The organism is Pseudomonas sp. LPB0260 (genome assembly GCF_013388395.1).
Window position 1 is genome coordinate 5,005,701 of the sequence record NZ_CP058247.1, and the last position, 18,475, is coordinate 5,024,175.

The following is an 18,475-nucleotide window of genomic DNA, read 5'->3' on the forward strand; positions in this document are numbered from 1 at the left end:
CAGGCTGACCTGACGGTCTTGTGCCCTTGTATACAAGTTGCGTATCCTCGCACGCCAGCCTGTTCAACAGCCAAAAAGCGGAAATGCCACTATGTCTGATCTGAAAACTGCCGCTCTCGAGTATCACGCCCAACCCCGCCCCGGGAAACTGAGTGTCGAGCTGACCAAGCCCACCGCTACCGCCCGCGACCTGTCGCTGGCCTACAGCCCGGGCGTCGCCGAGCCGGTGCGTGAGATCGCCCGAGATCCCGAGCTTGCCTACCGCTACACCGGCAAGGGCAACCTGGTGGCTGTCATTTCCGACGGTACCGCGATTCTCGGCCTGGGTGACCTCGGCCCGCTGGCGTCCAAGCCGGTCATGGAAGGCAAGGGTGTGCTGTTCAAGCGTTTCGCCGGCATTGACGTGTTCGACATCGAAGTCGATTCGGAAAGCCCGCAGGCCTTCATCGATACCGTCAAGCGCATTTCCATCACTTTCGGCGGCATCAACCTGGAAGACATCAAGGCACCCGAATGCTTCGAGATCGAGCGTGCGTTGATCGAGCAGTGCGATATTCCGGTGTTCCACGATGACCAGCACGGCACCGCGATCGTTACCGCGGCCGGTATGCTCAACGCCCTGGAGATCGCCGGCAAGAATCTGGAAGAGGCGAAGATCGTCTGCCTCGGTGCCGGTGCCGCGGCGGTTTCCTGCATGAAGCTGCTGGTGAGCATGGGCGCCAAGGTCGAGAACATCTACATGATCGACCGCAAGGGCGTGATCCACGCCGGCCGCGACGACCTGAACCAGTACAAGGCCGTATTCGCCACCGAAACCGACAAGCGCACCCTGGCCGATGCCCTGGAGGGTGCCGATGTGTTCGTCGGCCTGTCCGGCGCCAACCTGCTGAGCCAGGACGATCTCAAGCGCATGGCGGCCAACCCCATCGTGTTCGCCTGCTCCAACCCCGATCCGGAGATCAAGCCGGAGCTGGCCCATGAGGCGCGTAACGACGTGATCATGGCCACCGGTCGTTCGGATTACCCGAACCAGGTCAACAACGTGCTGGGCTTCCCCTTCATCTTCCGCGGTGCGCTGGACGTTCGCGCCACGCGCATCAACGAGGAAATGAAGATCGCCGCCGCCCTGGCCCTGCGCGACCTGGCCAAGCTGCCGGTACCGCAGGAAGTCTGTGACGCCTACGGCGGCATTAGCCTGGAGTTCGGTCGCGAGTACATCATTCCGAAGCCGATGGACCCGCGCCTGATCACCCTGGTGTGCGATGCGGTGGCCAAGGCCGCCATCGAGAGCGGTGTGGCGACCCTGCCCTACCCGAAGCACTACCCGCTGCAGTCGGTGGATGACGTGTTCAACGGCTAAGGCCGGCGCAATAAAAAAACCCGCTTCGGCGGGTTTTTTGTTTTCGGCTTCAAGGTGGCGGGCGCTTCGGGCCGAAGCGCACCACCTCCGGGTGTTTAGAACAGGTCCAGCGGCGCCACTTCGTCTGCGGGCAGCGGGCTGCCGGGAATACCCAGCCCCGGATCGAGCTCGCTCATCGGCGGCGGCGAGTCCTCGCTCTTGAAGACCTCGAAGTAGGCATCCGGCGTGCCGGGCAGGGCCGTACGGCCACTGTGTGGATCAATGCGCAGGGTCAGCAGCCCGCTGGGTTCCACCGGCGGGTGGCTGGGCTTGTCCTTGAGAGCTTCGCCCATGTAGCTCATCCAGATCGGCAGGGCGACGGTGCCGCCGTACTCGTGGCGCCCGAGACTTTCCGGCTGGTCGAAGCCGGTCCAGACCGTGGTCACATAGTCGGCGTTGTAACCGGAGAACCAGCTGTCCTTGGACTCGTTGGTGGTGCCGGTCTTGCCGGCCAGGTCGTCGCGGCCCAGGGCCATGGCCCGCCGCCCGGTGCCGCGTCTGATCACATCCTGCAGCATGCTGGTCATGATGTAGGCGGTGCGTTCGTCGATGATCTGCTCGGCGACCACGGGCTCGCTGGGATTGGATGGCGTGGCGTTCGCGTGGGCGGTGGTGATCAGGCCGTCCTCGTTCGGCTTCGCCTCGCCGGCTTGCGCGCTCGGTACGCTCGGCGGGTTGGCGATGAACAGTGGCTGGCCCTGGCGGTCCTCGATGCGCTCGATCAGGTAGGGCTGGATCTTGTAGCCGCCGTTGGCGAAGGCCGTCCAGCCGGTGGCCACCTCGAGGGGCGTCAAATTCGCCGTGCCCAGGGCCAGCGACAGGTTGCGCGGCAAATCCTGCTTGTTGAAACCGAAGCGGCTGACGTAGTCCAGGGCCTGCTCGATGCCGATGGCCTGCAGCAGGCGGATCGACACCAGGTTGCGCGACTTGTACAGGGCCTCGCGCAGGCGAATCGGGCCGAGGAAGGTGTTGTTGTCGTTCTTCGGCCGCCACACCTGATCCAGGTAGTCGTCGACGAACACGATCGGCGCATCGTTGACCAGGCTGGCGGCGGTGTAGCCGCTGTCCAGTGCGGCGCTGTAGATAAACGGCTTGAAGCTCGAGCCCGGTTGGCGCTTGGCCTGCGCCGCGCGGTTGTAGTTGCTTTGCTCGAAGGAGAAGCCGCCGACCAGGGCACGAATGGCGCCGTTGCGCGGGTCGAGCGAGACCAGCGCGCCCTGCGCCGCGGGGAGCTGGACGAAGCGCAGGCTGCCGTTCTCCTGGCGCTGCACGCGCACCAGGTCGCCCACCTGGACCACGTCTGCCGGCTGCTTCGGTCGCGGGCCCAGGCTGTTGGTGTTGAGGAACGGGCGCGCCCATTTCATGCTGTCCCAGGCGACCGCTTCTTCCGCGCCGCTGCGGGTGAGGACGAGGATGCCACTGGCTTCGACCTGGGTGACGATGACCGGCTCGAGGCCGCCCAGGGAGCTCTGCTTGGCCAGTTCCCCCAGCCAGGTCTGCTGGGTCATGCCGGGCAGCCGGCTCTCCGGTCCACGATAGCCATGGCGTTGATCGTAGTCGATCAGGCCCTCGCGCACCGCCCGATTGGCCGTGGCCTGCAGATCGCTCGGCACCGTGGTGGTGACATTGAAACCCTCGGTGTAGGCATCGCTGCCGAAGCGCCCGACCATCTCCGCGCGGGCCATTTCCGCCACGTAGGGGGCGGCGACTTCCGGGGTGGGGACGTGGTGGCTGGCGTCGATCGGCTCGGCCAGCGCCTGTTCATAGCGCTGCTGATCGATCCGGCCGAGCAGGCGCATGCGCCCGAGAATCCAGTCGCGGCGCTCCTGGGCGCGGGTCGGGTTGACCAGCGGATTGAAGCGCGAGGGGGCTTTCGGCAGGCCGGCGATCATCGCCATCTGCGCCAGGCTCAGCTCGCGAATCGATTTGCCGTAGTAGACCTGGGCTGCGGCTTCGATGCCGTATGCCCGATTGCCGAGGTAGATCTTGTTGACGTAGAGCTCGAGGATCTCGTCCTTGCTCAGCTCGCGTTCGATCTGCAGCGCCAGGAGAATCTCGTTGATCTTGCGCGAGAAGCTCCGCTCGCTGGTGAGGAAGAAGTTCTTCGCCACCTGCATGGTGATGGTGCTGCCGCCGGTCTGGATGTGCCCGCTTTTCAATATTTGCGTGGCAGCGCGCAACAGGCTGGTCACGTCGACGCCATAATGATTCGCAAAGTTGTCGTCTTCGGCGGCGAGCAAGGCGTTGGTGAAGTCCGCCGGGATGTCCGCGAAGGCGATGGGCGAGCGGCGCATCTCGCCGAATTCCGCAATCAGCTTGGCATCGCTGCTGTAGACGCGCAGTGGGATCTGCAGCTGAATGCTGCGCAGCGACTCGACGGACGGGAGGCTCGGGCTAAGATAGAGGAACGCGCCGCTCAAACTGAGTAACAGCCCGCAAAAGACGGCGACACAAGACCAGCAGAAAAACTTCAGCAGACGCATCAAGATTCTTGGATTTCCAGATAAAAGAACGAGTTAAGCGGAAGGCGGAGTCAAAAGGGGAAAACTGTTCACATTATAAGCGTTTTTTTTCCTGGGGAGCCATTTGCGCTTCTGTCAAGACTGTTATTTAATGTGAAAAAACATAAATAGTCCGTAAGTCGCGGATGCCAATAGGAAATCGGTCGTGCTAGGGCTCTTCAATAAGAATGCGAATACGCTGCTGGGGATCGATATCAGCTCGACCTCGGTCAAGCTCCTCGAATTGAGTCGCTCCGGAAGCCGCTACAAGGTAGAGGCTTACGCAGTCGAGCCGCTCCCGCCAAATGCTGTGGTCGAGAAGAACATCGCCGAGCTGGAGGGTGTCGGTCAGGCGCTTTCCCGTGTGCTCAGCAAGGCCAAGACCGGCGTGAAGTCGGTGGCCGTTGCGGTGGCCGGCTCGGCGGTGATCACCAAGACCATCGAGATGGAGGCGGGGCTCTCCGACGATGAGCTGGAAAACCAGCTGAAGATCGAGGCTGATCAGTACATCCCTTATCCGCTTGAGGAAGTGGCCATCGACTTCGAGGTGCAGGGCGTTTCGCCAAGAAATCCCGAGCGTGTCGAAGTGCTGCTGGCGGCTTGCCGCAAGGAGAACGTCGAGGTCCGCGAGGCGGCGTTGGCCCTGTCTGGACTGACGGCCAAGGTCGTGGATGTCGAAGCCTATGCGCTGGAGCGGGCTTACGGCTTGCTTGCCGAGCAGCTGGGCAGCGGCCAGGAGGAGTTGACCGTGGCCGTGGTCGATATCGGCGCGACGATGACGACCCTCAGCGTGCTGCACAACGGCCGCACCATCTATACCCGCGAGCAGTTGTTCGGTGGCAAGCAGCTGACCGAGGAGATCCAGCGGCGCTACGGTCTATCCGTGGAGGAGGCGGGGCTCGCGAAGAAGCAGGGCGGCCTGCCAGACGACTATGACAGCGAGGTGTTGCAGCCGTTCAAGGAAGCGGTCGTGCAGCAGGTGTCGCGTTCGTTGCAGTTCTTCTTCGCGGCGGGTCAGTTCAACGATGTCGATTACATCCTGCTTGCGGGTGGCACGGCTTCCATTCCGGATCTGGACCGCCTGATCCAGCAGAAGATCGGCACTCAAACGCTGGTGGCCAACCCGTTCGCCGACATGGCGCTGGGCGGCAGGGTCAATGCCGGGGCGCTGGCCAGTGATGCGCCATCGTTGATGATTGCCTGTGGGCTGGCCATGAGGAGTTTTGACTAATGGCACGGATTAACCTGCTTCCATGGCGCGAGCAATTGCGCGAGGAACGCAAGCAGCGCTTCCTGGTCGCGCTCGGCGGAGTCTTGGCGATTGCGGCCGGTATCGTGTTTCTCGGTGATCAGTATCTGAATGGGGCAATCGAGCAGCAGAATGCGCGTAATGAGTTCGTGCGCAAGGAAATTGCCGTGCTGGATGCCCGCATCAAGGAGATCAGCGAGCTGAAGACCCGACGCGAGCAATTGCTGGAGCGGATGAAGATCATTCAGGACCTGCAAGGTAATCGGCCGATCATTGGGCGAGTGTTCGATCAGCTGGTCAGGACCTTGCCGGATGGCGTGTATTTTACGGGCCTTAAGCTGACTGGAAAAAATATCGCCATTGTCGGGGCTGCGGAGTCAAACAACCGGGTCTCCAACTTGATGCGTAACTTGGATTCTTCCGAATGGCTGGAGTCTCCAAACTTGACGGAGGTCAAGGCGGTCACGGCTGGCGCGATCGATCAGGCTAACGTTTTCAAGCTGACCGTTCAGCAGACTCAGCCCGGACTTGAAGCTGAGGAGACTGTGAAATGAGCCTGAGCGAATCGTTAGAGAGCTTACGCAAAATTGATGTCAGTGATTTAGATTTTAATAATGTCGGCTCTTGGCCAGCGGCAGTAAAGTTCATTGCTGGGGTTATCTTGTTTGTGGCGGTATTGGCGCTGGGCTACAACTTCCATTTGCAGGATTTACAAGTGCAATTGGAGGGGCAGCAGGCTCAGGAGGATGTGCTCAAGCAGCAGTTCGCGACAAAGGCATTCCAGGCGGCCAACCTAGAGGCATATCGGGCGCAAATGGAAGAGATGGAGGTTTCCTTTGGGGCGCTGCTCAAGCAACTTCCAGGAGATACAGAAGTGCCGGGCTTGCTGGAGGATATAACCCGGACCGGCTTGGGCAGTGGCCTGGAGTTTGAGGAGATCAAACTTCTACCAGAGGCCGCGCAGCAATTCTATATTGAGCTGCCCATCCAGATTAAAGTGGTGGGTGCCTATCATGACCTCGCAACCTTTGTCAGTGGTGTGGCCAGTCTTCCGCGCATTGTGACTTTGCACGACTTTGAGCTGACGCCGGCTGAGACTGATAGTACATCGAAGCTACGCATGAGTATCCTTGCCAAGACATATCGTTATAACGACAAGGGGGTGCAGCCATGAAGATTATTCGTTCTGCGCTGCTTCTGCTTGTTTCGTCGTTAGCGGGTTGTGGGGCGGATAACGATTTCGGCGATTTGCAGGCATACATGGACGAGGTCCGTGCTCGGCCCAAGGGTGCAATTGAGCCGCTTCCAAAATTTCAGCCGTATGAAAGTTTTACCTACAGCGCTGCCGCATTGCGAAGTCCGTTTCAGCCGCCAATCAAGATAGATATGGCCAACCGTCAAAAGGGCTCGCAAGAAGTTAAGCCGGATGAGGCGCGGGTCAGGCAGTTTCTTGAAGGCTTCAATATCGAGGTTTTCGAGATGGTCGGTACTCTTGCGAAAGACGAAGCCGTATATGCGTTGGTGAGCGGTGCTGGTGGTGTGCACCGTGTCAAAGTCGGGGATTACCTTGGGCGCAATCACGGTCGTATTCTTGCGATTGACGAATCGAAAGTTGACGTAGTTGAAATCGTTCCAGATGGTGAGGGTGGCTGGTTGGAACGGCCGCGAAGCCTCTCCCTTAAGGAGCGCTCTTGAGGGAGCGAAGTGAGTATGAAGAAAAATAACTGGTCTGCCCAACGGAATACGATAATGAATAGCTCCCTTTCACGTATAGGTATTTCTCTGTCGGCGATGTTGCTATCGCCGGCGCTGTTGGCTGCGGACCTGCAGGCGCTTGATGTGGCGGCCCTGCCGGGTGATAGAGTTGAATTAAAGTTGACGTTCGACGAACCAGTTCTCGCACCGCGCGGGTACACGATCGAGCAGCCAGCGCGTATCGCATTGGATCTGCCCGGGGTGTCCAACAAGCTAGGGGCGAAGAATCGTGAGCTGGGTGTGGGCAATGCGCGCAGCGTTACGGTGGTCGAGGCAAAGGATCGTACGCGTCTAATCATTAATCTGACGAATCTCGCTCCTTATAGTACGCGCGTCGAGGGCTCTAATCTGTACGTGCTGGTGGGGGAGGGAGCCGGTAGAGGTTCCGTTGCTGCACAGTCAATGACTTCGGCGGCGCCTGTTGCTGTGGCTCCTGCAGCCAAGGTGTATGCGCCTCAACGAAAAGCTATTAGTGATATCGATTTTCAGCGCGGCGAGCAAGGCGAGGGTAACGTTGTAATTACCCTGTCAGATGCTTCGGTGAGCCCTGATATCCAAGAGCAGGGTGGCAAGATTCGTTTGGACTTCGCAAAGACGCAATTGCCTGAAGCTTTGCGTGTGCGCTTGGACGTAAAAGATTTTGCAACGCCAGTACAGTTTGTTAGCGCCACAGGCTCTGGCGATAGGGCGAGCATCATCATTGAGCCTAGCGGGCTCTACGATTATCTGGCTTACCAGACAGATAATAAGTTAACGCTGAGTATCAAACCCTTAACCCAAGATGAGGTCGAAAAACGCAAGACAGAGCGTTTTGCGTATACCGGAGAGAAGCTCTCGCTGAATTTTCAGGACATCGATGTGCGCTCGGTGTTGCAGTTGATTGCTGATTTTACGGATTTGAATTTGGTTGCCAGCGATACAGTGCAGGGCAATATTACCTTGCGCTTGCAGAACGTCCCTTGGGACCAGGCTCTGGATTTGGTGCTCAAAACGAAGGGGCTGGATAAACGACAGGTTGGCAACGTGTTATTGGTCGCGCCGGCAGATGAGATAGCTGCTCGTGAACGCCAGGAGCTGGAAGCCCAGAAGCAGATTGCCGAGCTAGCGCCGCTGCGTCGTGAGTTGATTCAGGTTAATTACGCGAAAGCGGCGGATATGGCTAAGTTGTTTCAGTCGGTTACTAGCGTGGAAGGAGCTCCCGATGAGCGAGGTTCTATTACGGTCGATGATAGAACCAACAGTATTATTGCGTATCAGACCCAGGATCGGCTGGATGAGTTGCGTCGAATTGTGTCTCAGCTCGATATTCCGGTTCGGCAGGTGATGATTGAAGCGCGGATTGTCGAGGCCAATGTCGATTACGATAAGGCCCTTGGTGTTGAGTGGCGCGGCGTAAGTCTCGCTGATAACAATTTTATCGTTGGGGGGCGCAACAGTCTGATCAAGGGTTCGGACCCGGTTGACTTCCAGGCGGGTACCTTTGTTGATCTAGGAGCGGCGGGAGCAAATACCGGGCTCAATTTGGGCTTTATCACCAATAATACTTTGCTGGACCTTGAGCTGTCGGCTATGGAGAAAACCGGTAATGGTGAGGTGGTGTCGCAGCCCAAGGTGGTTACCTCGGACAAGGAGACGGCCAAGATTCTGAAGGGTGCCGAAGTGCCCTATCAGGAGGCGAGCTCCAGTGGTGCGACTACTACCTCGTTCAAAGAGGCTGCGCTTTCCCTTGAGGTTACGCCTCAGATTACCCCGGACAACCGGATTATCATGGAGGTCAAAGTTACCAAGGATGCGCCTGATTTTTCTAACGCTGCGGCAAGTGGGGGCGTTCCGGCGATCAATAAGAACGAGGTCAATGCGAAAGTATTGGTGGCGGACGGCGAAACTATTGTTATCGGCGGCGTGTTCTCCAATACTCAGAGTAAGTCGGTCGACAAGGTTCCGTTGCTGGGTGATATTCCTTTCATTGGGCGCGTGTTCCGGCGAGATGTTGTAAAGGATAGTAAGTCGGAGCTGCTGGTCTTTCTCACTCCGCGTATCATGAACAATCAGGCCATATCTGTGAGCCGATAGTTTGTGAGAAATTTGATCCTCATTGGCCCGATGGGTGCCGGCAAAAGCACCATCGGGCGCTTGCTTGCCAAAGAGCTGCGTTTGCCGTTCAAGGATTCGGACAAGGAAATCGAGCAGCGCACGGGGGCCGATATTCCGTGGATTTTCGATGTCGAGGGCGAGCAAGGGTTTCGTGAGCGTGAGCAGGCGGTGATTACCGAGCTGTGCGAGGTCGATGGCATGGTGCTGGCGACCGGGGGCGGGGCGGTGTTGCGTCCGGAAAATCGCGCGGCGCTGAGGCGGGGCGGGCGCGTCGTCTACCTGCATGCCTCGGTTGTTCAGCAACTCGACCGCACTTCGCGTGATCGCAATCGGCCTTTGTTGCGCACCGCAGATCCGGCCAAGGTGCTCAGCGACCTGCTGGCGATACGCGACCCGCTGTATCGGGAAATTGCCGATGTAGTCGTGGAAACCGACGAGCGCCCGCCGCGTATGGTCGTGCAGGAAATACTGGAGCGTCTGGAGGCGTTGCCGCCCCGTTAAAGCGCGGCCTGAACTGCGCTATCCTAGGGCCCTTTTAAACTCGGGGGCTCCATGCAAACTCTTCAGGTCGATCTCGGTGAGCGCAGCTATCCCATCTATATCGGTGCCGATTTGCTGTTGCGCCCCGATTTGCTGGCACCACACATAGTCGGGCGGCAGGTCGCCATCGTCACCAACGAGACGGTGGCGCCGCTCTATCTCAATGCTCTCGAATCCGCCTTGAATGGCTATGCGCTGACCTCCATCGTCCTGCCAGACGGTGAGGCGTACAAGACCTGGGAGACCTTGCAGAAAATCTTCGATGGCCTGCTGACCGCTCGGCATGATCGGCGTACCACGGTGATCGCCCTGGGGGCGGGGTGATTGGCGATATGGCCGGCTTTGCCGCGGCCTGTTATCAGCGAGGGGTCAATTTCATTCAGGTGCCGACCACGCTGTTGTCGCAGGTGGATTCCTCGGTTGGCGGTAAGACGGGCATCAATCATCCGCTTGGCAAGAACATGGTGGGAGCCTTCTATCAGCCTCAGGCGGTGGTGATCGATACGGCCAGCCTAGCCACCCTGCCGGCTCGTGAGCTATCCGCGGGGCTGGCGGAAGTGATCAAGTACGGACTCATTTGCGACGAGCCGTTTCTTTCCTGGCTCGAGGACAATATGGCGGCGCTGAGAGCGTTGGACCAGGTGGCGCTGACCTCGGCCATCGAGCGCTCCTGTGCCGCCAAGGCGCGGGTGGTGGGGGCCGACGAGCGCGAATCGGGCGTGCGTGCCACGCTCAATCTGGGGCATACCTTCGGCCATGCCATCGAGACCCATCAAGGCTATGGCGTCTGGCTGCATGGTGAGGCTGTTGCGGCGGGCACTGTCATGGCCCTGGAGATGTCCATGCGCCTGGGCTGGATTAGCGTCGCGGACCAGAATAGGGCGATTCGGCTGTTTCAGGCCGCCGGGTTGCCGGTGGTTCCGCCGAGTAATATGCAACCCGACGACTTTATCGAGCACATGGCGGTGGACAAGAAGGTCCTCGACGGCCGCCTGCGGTTGGTCCTGCTGCGTCGCCTGGGCGAGGCGGTGGTGACCGCCGATTTTTCGCGCGAGATTTTGCATGCCACCCTCTGCGCGGATTACGCGGCGCTGGTGGATCAGTTAAAAAACCAATGAGTGCCCAATGACCAGTCTGCACGCTGACGAGGCCTTCCTCGATCATTACCAATTCAGCCATGACCCGTTCGCGGCCCGGGTGCCGGGCTTCAAGTTCTTCCCGGCCCAGCGCAAGCCCGTGCTCGGTCAGCTGCATCACCTCGCGCGCTACAGCCAGCTATTGCTGGTGGTGACGGGGCCGCTGGGCAGTGGCAAGACCCTGCTGCGCCAGGCGCTGGTGGCCAGCACCAACAAACAGGCGGTGCACAGCGTCGTGCTTTCTGCCCGTGGGGCGGCGGAGCCGGGGGCGGTGCTGCGTCAGGTTGCCCAGGGTTTGCACATTCAGCAGGCCGATCCCTCGGCAATCCTGGCGCAGGTCGGGCAGTTGGCGCTGACCGGTCAGGAAGTCTATGTGCTGGTCGATGATGCGGAGCAGCTGAGTGACGCGGCTCTGGCCAGTCTGCTGGCGCTGGCCGAGGGCAATGCCGAGGGACGTGCGCATGTCTTTCTGTTCGCCGAGCCGCAATTGGTCGCCAGGCTGGAGGCGCTGGTCGAAGGTGAGGAATGTTTCCATGCGTTGGCGCTGCAACCCTACAGCGAGGACGAGACGCGCGCCTATCTGGCGCAGCGCCTAGAGGGTGCGGGTCAGGGAATCGAGTTGCTGTCGGACCAGCAGGTGGCGCAGATCCATGAGCATTCCGCGGGTTGGCCGGGCGGCATCAACGAGTCCGCGCGGGAGGCGCTGATCGAGGCGATGCTGGCTCAGAAGGGTGCGACGCGACGCGCGGGGGTGGGCTTGAACCTGCCGCGCAAGCACCTGCTGGCACTGGTGGTGGTGGCGGTTGGCGTGCTGGCTGCGTGGCTGATGCAGGGCCAGTCTGGTGGCGACCTGTTGGCGCCGGCGACGGCGCAGTTGCCATTGGGGCAGGGGGCGCAGCCTGCGGTGTCAGCCGATGCGGCACCTGCCGTTGCGCCGGTAGAGGCGCCGGCCATCGAATTTGCTGGTGCCAGTCAGCCGTTACCGCTGCCACTGGTTGGGGAGGCGCAGCCGGTGATTCGTCAGCCGTTGGCGCAGGCCGCAGGGTTGAGCTCGGCCGAGGAAGTGGAGGGGGCGGTGGATGAGATCCTCGTCAGTGTCGAGGCCGATCCGGTTCCGGTGGCGCCAGTTACGCCGAAGCCCCTAGCTGCAGCGCCTGTGGTTGCCGCGGCGCCTGCTGCGCCGGTGGTAAAGCCCGTAGCGCCGCCTGCGCCTGCGCCTGCGCCGGCTCCGGTAGAGCGTAAAGTCGCCGCCGCGGCGCCGGTTCAGGCGCCGGCAGTTGCCGGCTGGTATGCCGCGCAGGCGCCGTCTCGTTACACCTTGCAAGTGCTTGGGGCGCGCGCGGAGAGCAGTGCCCAGGCCTTCGTGCGCGAGCATGGCGGCGAGTACCACTACTTCAAGAAGCTGCATCAGGGACAGCCGCTGTACGTGGTGACCTATGGCAGCTTCGCCACCCGCGAGGCGGCGCAGGCGGCGCTCAGGGGGTTGCCGGCGAAGGTGCAGGCGGGCAAGCCCTGGCCGCGTACGTTCGCCAGTATCAAGCAGGAGATCGCTTCCGCGCGCTAGGGCGGGGCGTTGCCTGGCAGACCGCTCGGTCGTTAGCACGACCGGGCGGTCTATTCCTTCGATTTCGCGACATAAGTTTTCATCGGCCCGTCACGAGGATTTGTGACGAGCCGGGTGGATATGTACAATGACCTCCCTTTTGCCTGCGCAAAGCCGGGGCTCTGCCCTGCGCGTACGGTAAGTGGTTGAATTAGAAAGCAATTGCCTTGCAAAAGGCAGTCTGGTGAGAGTCCCTATGAAAGCAGGTTTGTACCGTCCTGATGAGTTCAAGGATAACTGCGGCTTCGGCCTGATCGCCCATATGCAGGGCGAGGCGAGCCATCACCTGCTGCAGACCGCGATCGAAGCGCTGACATGCATGACCCACCGCGGCGGAATCAACGCCGACGGCAAGACTGGCGATGGTTGCGGCCTGCTGATCCAGAAGCCGGATGCCTTCCTGCGCGCCATGGCCCGGGAGCATTTCGCCGCCGATCTGCCGCAGCAGTATGCCGTCGGCATGGTCTTCTTCAATCAGGACCCGGAGAAGGCCGAGCGAGCGCGGGAGAACATGAACCGCGAAATCCTCGCCGCCGGCCTGAGCCTGGTCGGCTGGCGCAAGGTGCCGGTGGATACCAGCGTGCTCGGCCGCCTGGCCCTGGAGCGCCTGCCGCAGATCGAGCAGGTGTTCATCGGTGGCGAGGGCCTGAGCGACCAGGAGTTCGCCATCAAGCTGTTCAGTGCGCGGCGCCGCTCCTCGGTGAGCAATGCGGCGGACAGCGACCACTACATCTGCAGCTTCTCGCACAAGACCATCATCTACAAAGGCCTGATGATGCCGGCCGACCTGCAGCAGTTCTACCCGGACCTGGGTGACGAGCGCCTGCAGACCGCCATCTGCGTGTTCCACCAGCGCTTCTCCACCAACACCCTGCCGAAGTGGCCGCTGGCGCAACCGTTCCGCTTCCTCGCCCACAACGGCGAGATCAACACCATCACCGGCAACCGCAACTGGGCCCAGGCCCGTCGCACCAAGTTCGCCAACGAGTTGATCGGCGACCTGGATGAGCTGGGCCCGCTGGTCAATCGCGTCGGTTCGGACTCCTCGAGCATGGACAACATGCTCGAGCTGATGGTCACCGGTGGCATCGACCTGTTCCGCGGCGTGCGCATGATCATTCCGCCGGCCTGGCAGAACGTCGAGACCATGGACGCCGACCTGCGCGCGTTCTACGAGTACAACTCGATGCACATGGAGCCGTGGGACGGCCCCGCCGGCGTGGTGCTGACCGACGGTCGCCATGCGGTCTGTCTGCTCGACCGCAACGGCCTGCGCCCGGCGCGCTGGGTCACCACGACCAACGGCTATATCACTCTGGCCTCGGAAATCGGCGTGTGGAACTACGCGCCGGAAGACGTGATCGCCAAGGGCCGCGTCGGCCCGGGGCAGATCCTCGCGGTGGATACCGAGACCGGCCAGGTGCTCGGCACCGACGACATCGACAACCGCCTGAAGTCGCGCCATCCCTACAAGCAGTGGCTGCGCAAGCATGCCCAGCGCATCCAGGCGACCCTGGAAGACCGTGACCACGGTTCGGCCTTCTACGACGTCGACCAGCTCAAGCAGTACATGAAGATGTACCAGGTCACCTTCGAGGAGCGTGACCAGGTGCTGCGCCCGCTCGGCGAGCAGGGCCAGGAAGCGGTCGGCTCCATGGGTGACGACACGCCGATGGCCGTACTGAGCCAGCGCGTGCGTTCGCCGTACGACTATTTCCGCCAGCAGTTCGCCCAGGTCACCAACCCGCCGATCGATCCGCTGCGCGAAGCCATCGTCATGTCCCTGGAAGTCTGCCTGGGCGCCGAGCGCAACATCTTCGCCGAGTCGCCGGAACACGCGGCGCGGGTGATCCTCAGCAGCCCGGTGATCTCGCCGGCCAAATGGCGTGCCTTGATGACCCTGGAGCGCCAGGGCTTCGAGCGCCAGCTGATCGACATGAACTACGACGAGACCCTCGGGCTCGAGGCGGCCGTGCGCAACATGGCCGACCAGGCCGAGGAAGCGGTGCGCGGCGGCAAGGTGCTGCTGGTGCTGACCGACCGGCATATCGCCCCGGGCAAGCTGCCGGCTCACGCGGCGCTGGTCACCGGTGCTGTACACCACCGCCTGGTCGAGAAGGGCCTGCGTTGCGACTGCAACATCCTGGTGGAAACCGCCACCGCCCGCGACCCGCACCACTATGCGGTGCTGCTCGGCTTCGGCGCCTCGGCGGTCTACCCGTTCCTGGCCTACGAAGTGCTCGGCGACCTGATCCGCACCGGCGAGGTGCTGGGCGACCTCTACGAGGTGTTCAAGCACTACCGCAAGGGCATCTCCAAGGGCCTGCTGAAGATCCTGTCGAAGATGGGCATCTCGACCATGGCCTCCTACCGTGGCGCCCAGCTGTTCGAAGCTGTCGGCCTGGCCGACGAGGTCACCGAGCTGTGCTTCCGTGGCGTCGCCAGCCGCATCAAGGGTGCGCGCTTCGTCGACCTCGAGGCCGAGCAGAAGCTGCTGGCGGGCGAAGCCTGGAACAACCGCAAGGCGATCCAGCAGGGCGGCTTGCTCAAGTTCGTCTACGGCGGCGAGTACCACGCCTACAACCCGGATGTGGTCAGCACCCTGCAGGCCGCCGTGCAGCAGGGCAACTACGAGAAGTACAAGGAATACAGCGCCCTGGTCGACACCCGGCCGGTGTCGATGATCCGCGACCTGCTCAAGCCCAAGCTGGCCGAGCAACCGTTGTCGCTCGATCAGGTCGAGCCGCTGGAGGCCATCCTCAAGCGCTTCGACTCCGCCGGTATTTCCCTCGGCGCCCTGTCGCCGGAGGCCCACGAGGCTATCGCCGAGGCGATGAACCGTCTCGGCGCGCGCTCCAACTCCGGTGAGGGTGGCGAAGACCCGGCCCGCTACGGCACCGCCCGCAGCTCGAAGATCAAGCAGGTGGCCACCGGCCGTTTCGGCGTGACCCCGGAGTACCTGGTCAACGCCGAGGTGCTGCAGATCAAGGTGGCCCAGGGCGCCAAGCCCGGCGAGGGCGGCCAGCTGCCGGGTGGCAAGGTCAACGGCCTGATCGCCCGCCTGCGTTACGCGGTGCCCGGTGTGACGCTGATTTCGCCGCCGCCGCACCACGACATCTATTCGATCGAAGACCTGGCGCAGCTGATCTATGACCTCAAGCAGGTCAACCCGGCTGCGCTGGTGTCGGTCAAGCTGGTGGCCGAGGCCGGCGTCGGCACCATCGCCGCCGGCGTGGCCAAGGCCTATGCCGACCTGATCACCATCTCCGGCTACGACGGCGGTACCGGCGCCTCGCCGCTGACCTCCATCCGCTATGCCGGTGCGCCCTGGGAGCTGGGCCTGGCCGAAACCCACCAGACCCTGCGCGGCAACGACCTGCGCGGCAAGGTGCGGGTGCAGACCGACGGCGGCCTGAAGACCGGCCTGGACGTGATCAAGGCGGCCATCCTCGGCGCCGAGAGCTTCGGCTTCGGCACCGCGCCGATGATTGCCCTGGGCTGCAAGTACCTGCGCATCTGCCACCTGAACAACTGCGCCACCGGCGTGGCCACGCAGAACGACAAGCTGCGCAAGGATCACTTCATCGGCACCGTCGAGATGGTGATGAACTTCTTCACCTATGTCGCCGAGGAAACCCGCGAGTGGCTGGCCAAGCTCGGCGTGAGCAGCCTGGAAGAGCTGATCGGCCGTACCGACCTGCTCGAGGTGCTGCCGGGCGAGACCGCCAAGCAGGGCAACCTGGACCTGAGCCCGCTGCTCGGCAGCGAGCACATCCCGGCCGACAAGCCACAGTTCTGCGGGGTCGAGCGCAACCCACCGTTCGACCAGGGCCTGCTGGCCGAGAAGATGGTCGAGCTGGCCAAGCCGGCGATCGATGCGGCCAGTGGTGGCGAGTTCGAGCTGGATATCTGCAACTGCGACCGCTCCATCGGTGCCCGCGTCTCCGGCGAGATCGCCCGCAAGCATGGCAACCAGGGCATGGCCAAGGCGCCGATCACCTTCCGCTTCAAGGGTACCGCGGGGCAGAGCTTCGGCGTGTGGAACGCCGGCGGCCTGAACCTGTACCTGCAGGGTGACGCCAACGACTACGTGGGCAAGGGTATGACCGGCGGCAAGCTGGTGATCACTCCGCCTGCCGGTAGCCCGTTCAAGACCCAGGACAGCGCCATCATCGGCAATACCTGCCTGTACGGCGCCACCGGCGGCAAGCTGTTCGCCGCCGGCACCGCGGGCGAGCGCTTCGCCGTGCGCAACTCCGGCGCCCACACCGTGGTGGAAGGCACCGGTGACCACTGCTGCGAATACATGACCGGCGGTTTCGTCTGCGTGCTGGGCAAGACCGGCTACAACTTCGGCTCCGGCATGACCGGTGGCTTCGCCTACGTGCTCGACCTGGACAACAGCTTCTACGACCGGGTCAACCACGAGCTGGTGGAGATCCAGCGGATCAACAACGAGGCGATGGAGGCTTACCGTAGCCACCTGCAGCGCGTGCTGGCCGAATACGTCGAGGAGACTGCCAGCGAGTGGGGTCGTACCCTGCTGGAGAACCTGGATGACTATCTGCGCAAGTTCTGGTTGGTCAAGCCGAAGGCGGCAAGCCTTAAGTCGCTGCTCACCAGCACCCGTGCCAACCCGCAATGATTTGCGCCTGCAGTAGTTTGATGAGGTTTTGAAATGACTGAACGTCTGAATAACGACTTCCAGTTCATCGAGGTCGGGCGCAAAGACCCGAAGAAGAAGCTGTTGCGTCAGCGCAAGAAGGAGTTCGTCGAGATCTACGACAACTTCAAGCCGGCCCAGGCCGCCGACCAGGCCCATCGTTGCCTGGGCTGCGGCAACCCGTACTGCGAATGGAAGTGCCCGGTGCACAACTTCATTCCCAACTGGCTGAAGCTGGTGTCCGAGGGCAACATCCTGGCGGCGGCGGAACTGTCGCACCAGACCAACACCCTGCCGGAAGTCTGCGGCCGGGTGTGTCCGCAGGATCGCCTGTGCGAGGGTGCCTGCACCCTCAACGACGGCTTCGGCGCGGTGACCATCGGTTCGGTGGAGAAGTACATCACCGACACCGCCTTCGCCATGGGCTGGCGCCCGGATATGTCCAAGGTCAAGCCGACCGGCAAGCGCGTCGCGGTGATCGGCGCCGGTCCGGCCGGCCTCGGCTGCGCCGACGTGCTGGTGCGTAACGGCGTGACCCCGGTGGTGTTCGACAAGAACCCGGAAATCGGCGGCCTGCTGACCTTCGGCATCCCCGAGTTCAAGCTCGAGAAGACCGTGATGAGCAATCGTCGCGAGGTCTTCAGCGGCATGGGCATCGAGTTCCGCCTCAACACCGAGGTGGGCACCGACGTGACCATGGAGCAGTTGCTCGAAGAGTACGATGCCGTGTTCATGGGCATGGGCACCTACACCTACATGAAGGGTGGCTTCCCGGGCGAGGACCTGCCGGGCGTCTACGACGCGCTGGACTTCCTGATCGCCAATGTCAATCGCAACCTCGGTTTCGAGAAGGCCCCGGAAGACTTCATCGACATGAAGGGCAAGCGCATCGTCGTGCTCGGTGGTGGCGACACCGCCATGGACTGCAACCGCACCTCGATCCGCCAGGGCGCCAAGAGCGTGATCTGCGCCTACCGTCGCGACGAAGAGAACATGCCGGGCTCGCGCAAGGAAGTGAAGAACGCCAAGGAAGAGGGCGTTAAGTTCCTGTTCAATCGCCAGCCCATCGCCATCGTCGGCGAGGAGAAGGTGGAGGGCGTCAAGGTGGTCGAGACCCGTCTCGGCGAACCGGATGCCCGCGGCCGGCGCAGCCCCGAGCCGATTCCTGGCTCCGAGGAAGTCATCCCGGCCGAAGCCGTGCTGATCGCCTTCGGTTTCCGCCCCAGCCCGGCGCCCTGGTTCGAGCAGTTCGAGATCCAGACCGACAGCCAGGGCCGCGTGGTGGCGCCGGAGAAGAGCCAGTTCAAGCACCAGACCAGCAACCCGAAGATCTTCGCCGGTGGCGACATGGTCCGGGGTTCCGACCTGGTGGTGACGGCGATCTTCGAGGGGCGTAACGCCGCCGAAGGCATCCTCGACTACCTCGGCGTCTGATGGGTAGGGTGCGCTGTGCGCACCACCTTGACCTAGCCGCTGCGCTCGGCGAGTGCGCGGGCGAGGCAAATCGTCGCAATGGATAAAAGGCACGGCACTCG

General features: G+C 62.0%; 11 protein-coding genes and 1 pseudogene. 11 read left to right on the forward strand and 1 reads right to left on the reverse strand.

The features are described 5' to 3' along the window. The first annotated feature begins 91 nt into the window (after positions 1–91). Positions 92–1,360, forward strand: a complete 1,269-nt coding sequence (locus LPB260_RS22410) for a malic enzyme-like NAD(P)-binding protein (RefSeq protein ID WP_208708065.1) — start codon at positions 92–94, stop codon at positions 1,358–1,360. A gap of 95 nt (positions 1,361–1,455) precedes the next feature. Here LPB260_RS22410 and LPB260_RS22415 read toward each other — a convergent pair whose 3' ends face one another. Next, positions 1,456–3,882, reverse strand: a complete 2,427-nt coding sequence (locus LPB260_RS22415; RefSeq protein ID WP_371926118.1) for a penicillin-binding protein 1A — start codon at positions 3,880–3,882, stop codon at positions 1,456–1,458. Positions 3,883–4,066: 184 nt separating this feature from the next. Between LPB260_RS22415 and LPB260_RS22420 the strand changes: the two genes are divergently transcribed. From LPB260_RS22420 to LPB260_RS22465, 10 genes and pseudogenes are all read left to right on the forward strand, one after another. Next, positions 4,067–5,131: a pilus assembly protein PilM gene (locus LPB260_RS22420; RefSeq protein ID WP_208708067.1), complete on the forward strand. Its 1,065-nt coding sequence runs from the start codon at positions 4,067–4,069 to the stop codon at positions 5,129–5,131. Continuing rightward, the gene (pilN, locus tag LPB260_RS22425) at positions 5,131–5,703 is read left to right on the forward strand and encodes a PilN domain-containing protein (RefSeq protein ID WP_208708068.1); all 573 of its coding nucleotides are present in this window, start codon (positions 5,131–5,133) and stop codon (positions 5,701–5,703) included. Before LPB260_RS22420 ends, pilN begins: the two co-directional genes overlap by 1 nt. Then, the gene (pilO, locus tag LPB260_RS22430; protein ID WP_208708069.1) at positions 5,700–6,323 is read left to right on the forward strand and encodes a type 4a pilus biogenesis protein PilO; all 624 of its coding nucleotides are present in this window, start codon (positions 5,700–5,702) and stop codon (positions 6,321–6,323) included. The genes pilN and pilO overlap by 4 nt, the downstream gene beginning before the upstream one ends. Then, positions 6,320–6,844 carry a type 4a pilus biogenesis lipoprotein PilP gene (gene pilP / locus LPB260_RS22435; RefSeq protein ID WP_371926119.1) on the forward strand — a complete coding sequence of 175 codons (525 nt, stop codon included), beginning with the start codon at positions 6,320–6,322 and terminating at the stop codon, positions 6,842–6,844. Before pilO ends, pilP begins: the two co-directional genes overlap by 4 nt. A 54-nt stretch (positions 6,845–6,898) precedes the next feature. Next, positions 6,899–8,977: a type IV pilus secretin PilQ gene (gene pilQ, locus LPB260_RS22440; protein WP_208708070.1), complete on the forward strand. Its 2,079-nt coding sequence runs from the start codon at positions 6,899–6,901 to the stop codon at positions 8,975–8,977. A 3-nt stretch (positions 8,978–8,980) separates the two neighbouring features. Continuing rightward, the gene (gene aroK, locus LPB260_RS22445; RefSeq protein WP_208708071.1) at positions 8,981–9,499 is read left to right on the forward strand and encodes a shikimate kinase AroK; all 519 of its coding nucleotides are present in this window, start codon (positions 8,981–8,983) and stop codon (positions 9,497–9,499) included. A gap of 51 nt (positions 9,500–9,550) precedes the next feature. Beyond that, positions 9,551–10,656: pseudogene (gene aroB, locus LPB260_RS22450) on the forward strand (3-dehydroquinate synthase). A gap of 7 nt (positions 10,657–10,663) precedes the next feature. Then, positions 10,664–12,238, forward strand: a complete 1,575-nt coding sequence (locus LPB260_RS22455; protein ID WP_208708072.1) for an SPOR domain-containing protein — start codon at positions 10,664–10,666, stop codon at positions 12,236–12,238. Between the two features lie 235 nt (positions 12,239–12,473). Continuing rightward, positions 12,474–16,922 (forward strand): glutamate synthase large subunit, encoded by a 4,449-nt coding sequence (gene gltB, locus LPB260_RS22460; protein ID WP_208708073.1) that lies wholly within the window; start codon positions 12,474–12,476, stop codon positions 16,920–16,922. A gap of 33 nt (positions 16,923–16,955) precedes the next feature. Beyond that, the gene (locus LPB260_RS22465; protein ID WP_208708074.1) at positions 16,956–18,374 is read left to right on the forward strand and encodes an FAD-dependent oxidoreductase; all 1,419 of its coding nucleotides are present in this window, start codon (positions 16,956–16,958) and stop codon (positions 18,372–18,374) included. The last annotated feature ends 101 nt before the right edge of the window (positions 18,375–18,475 follow it).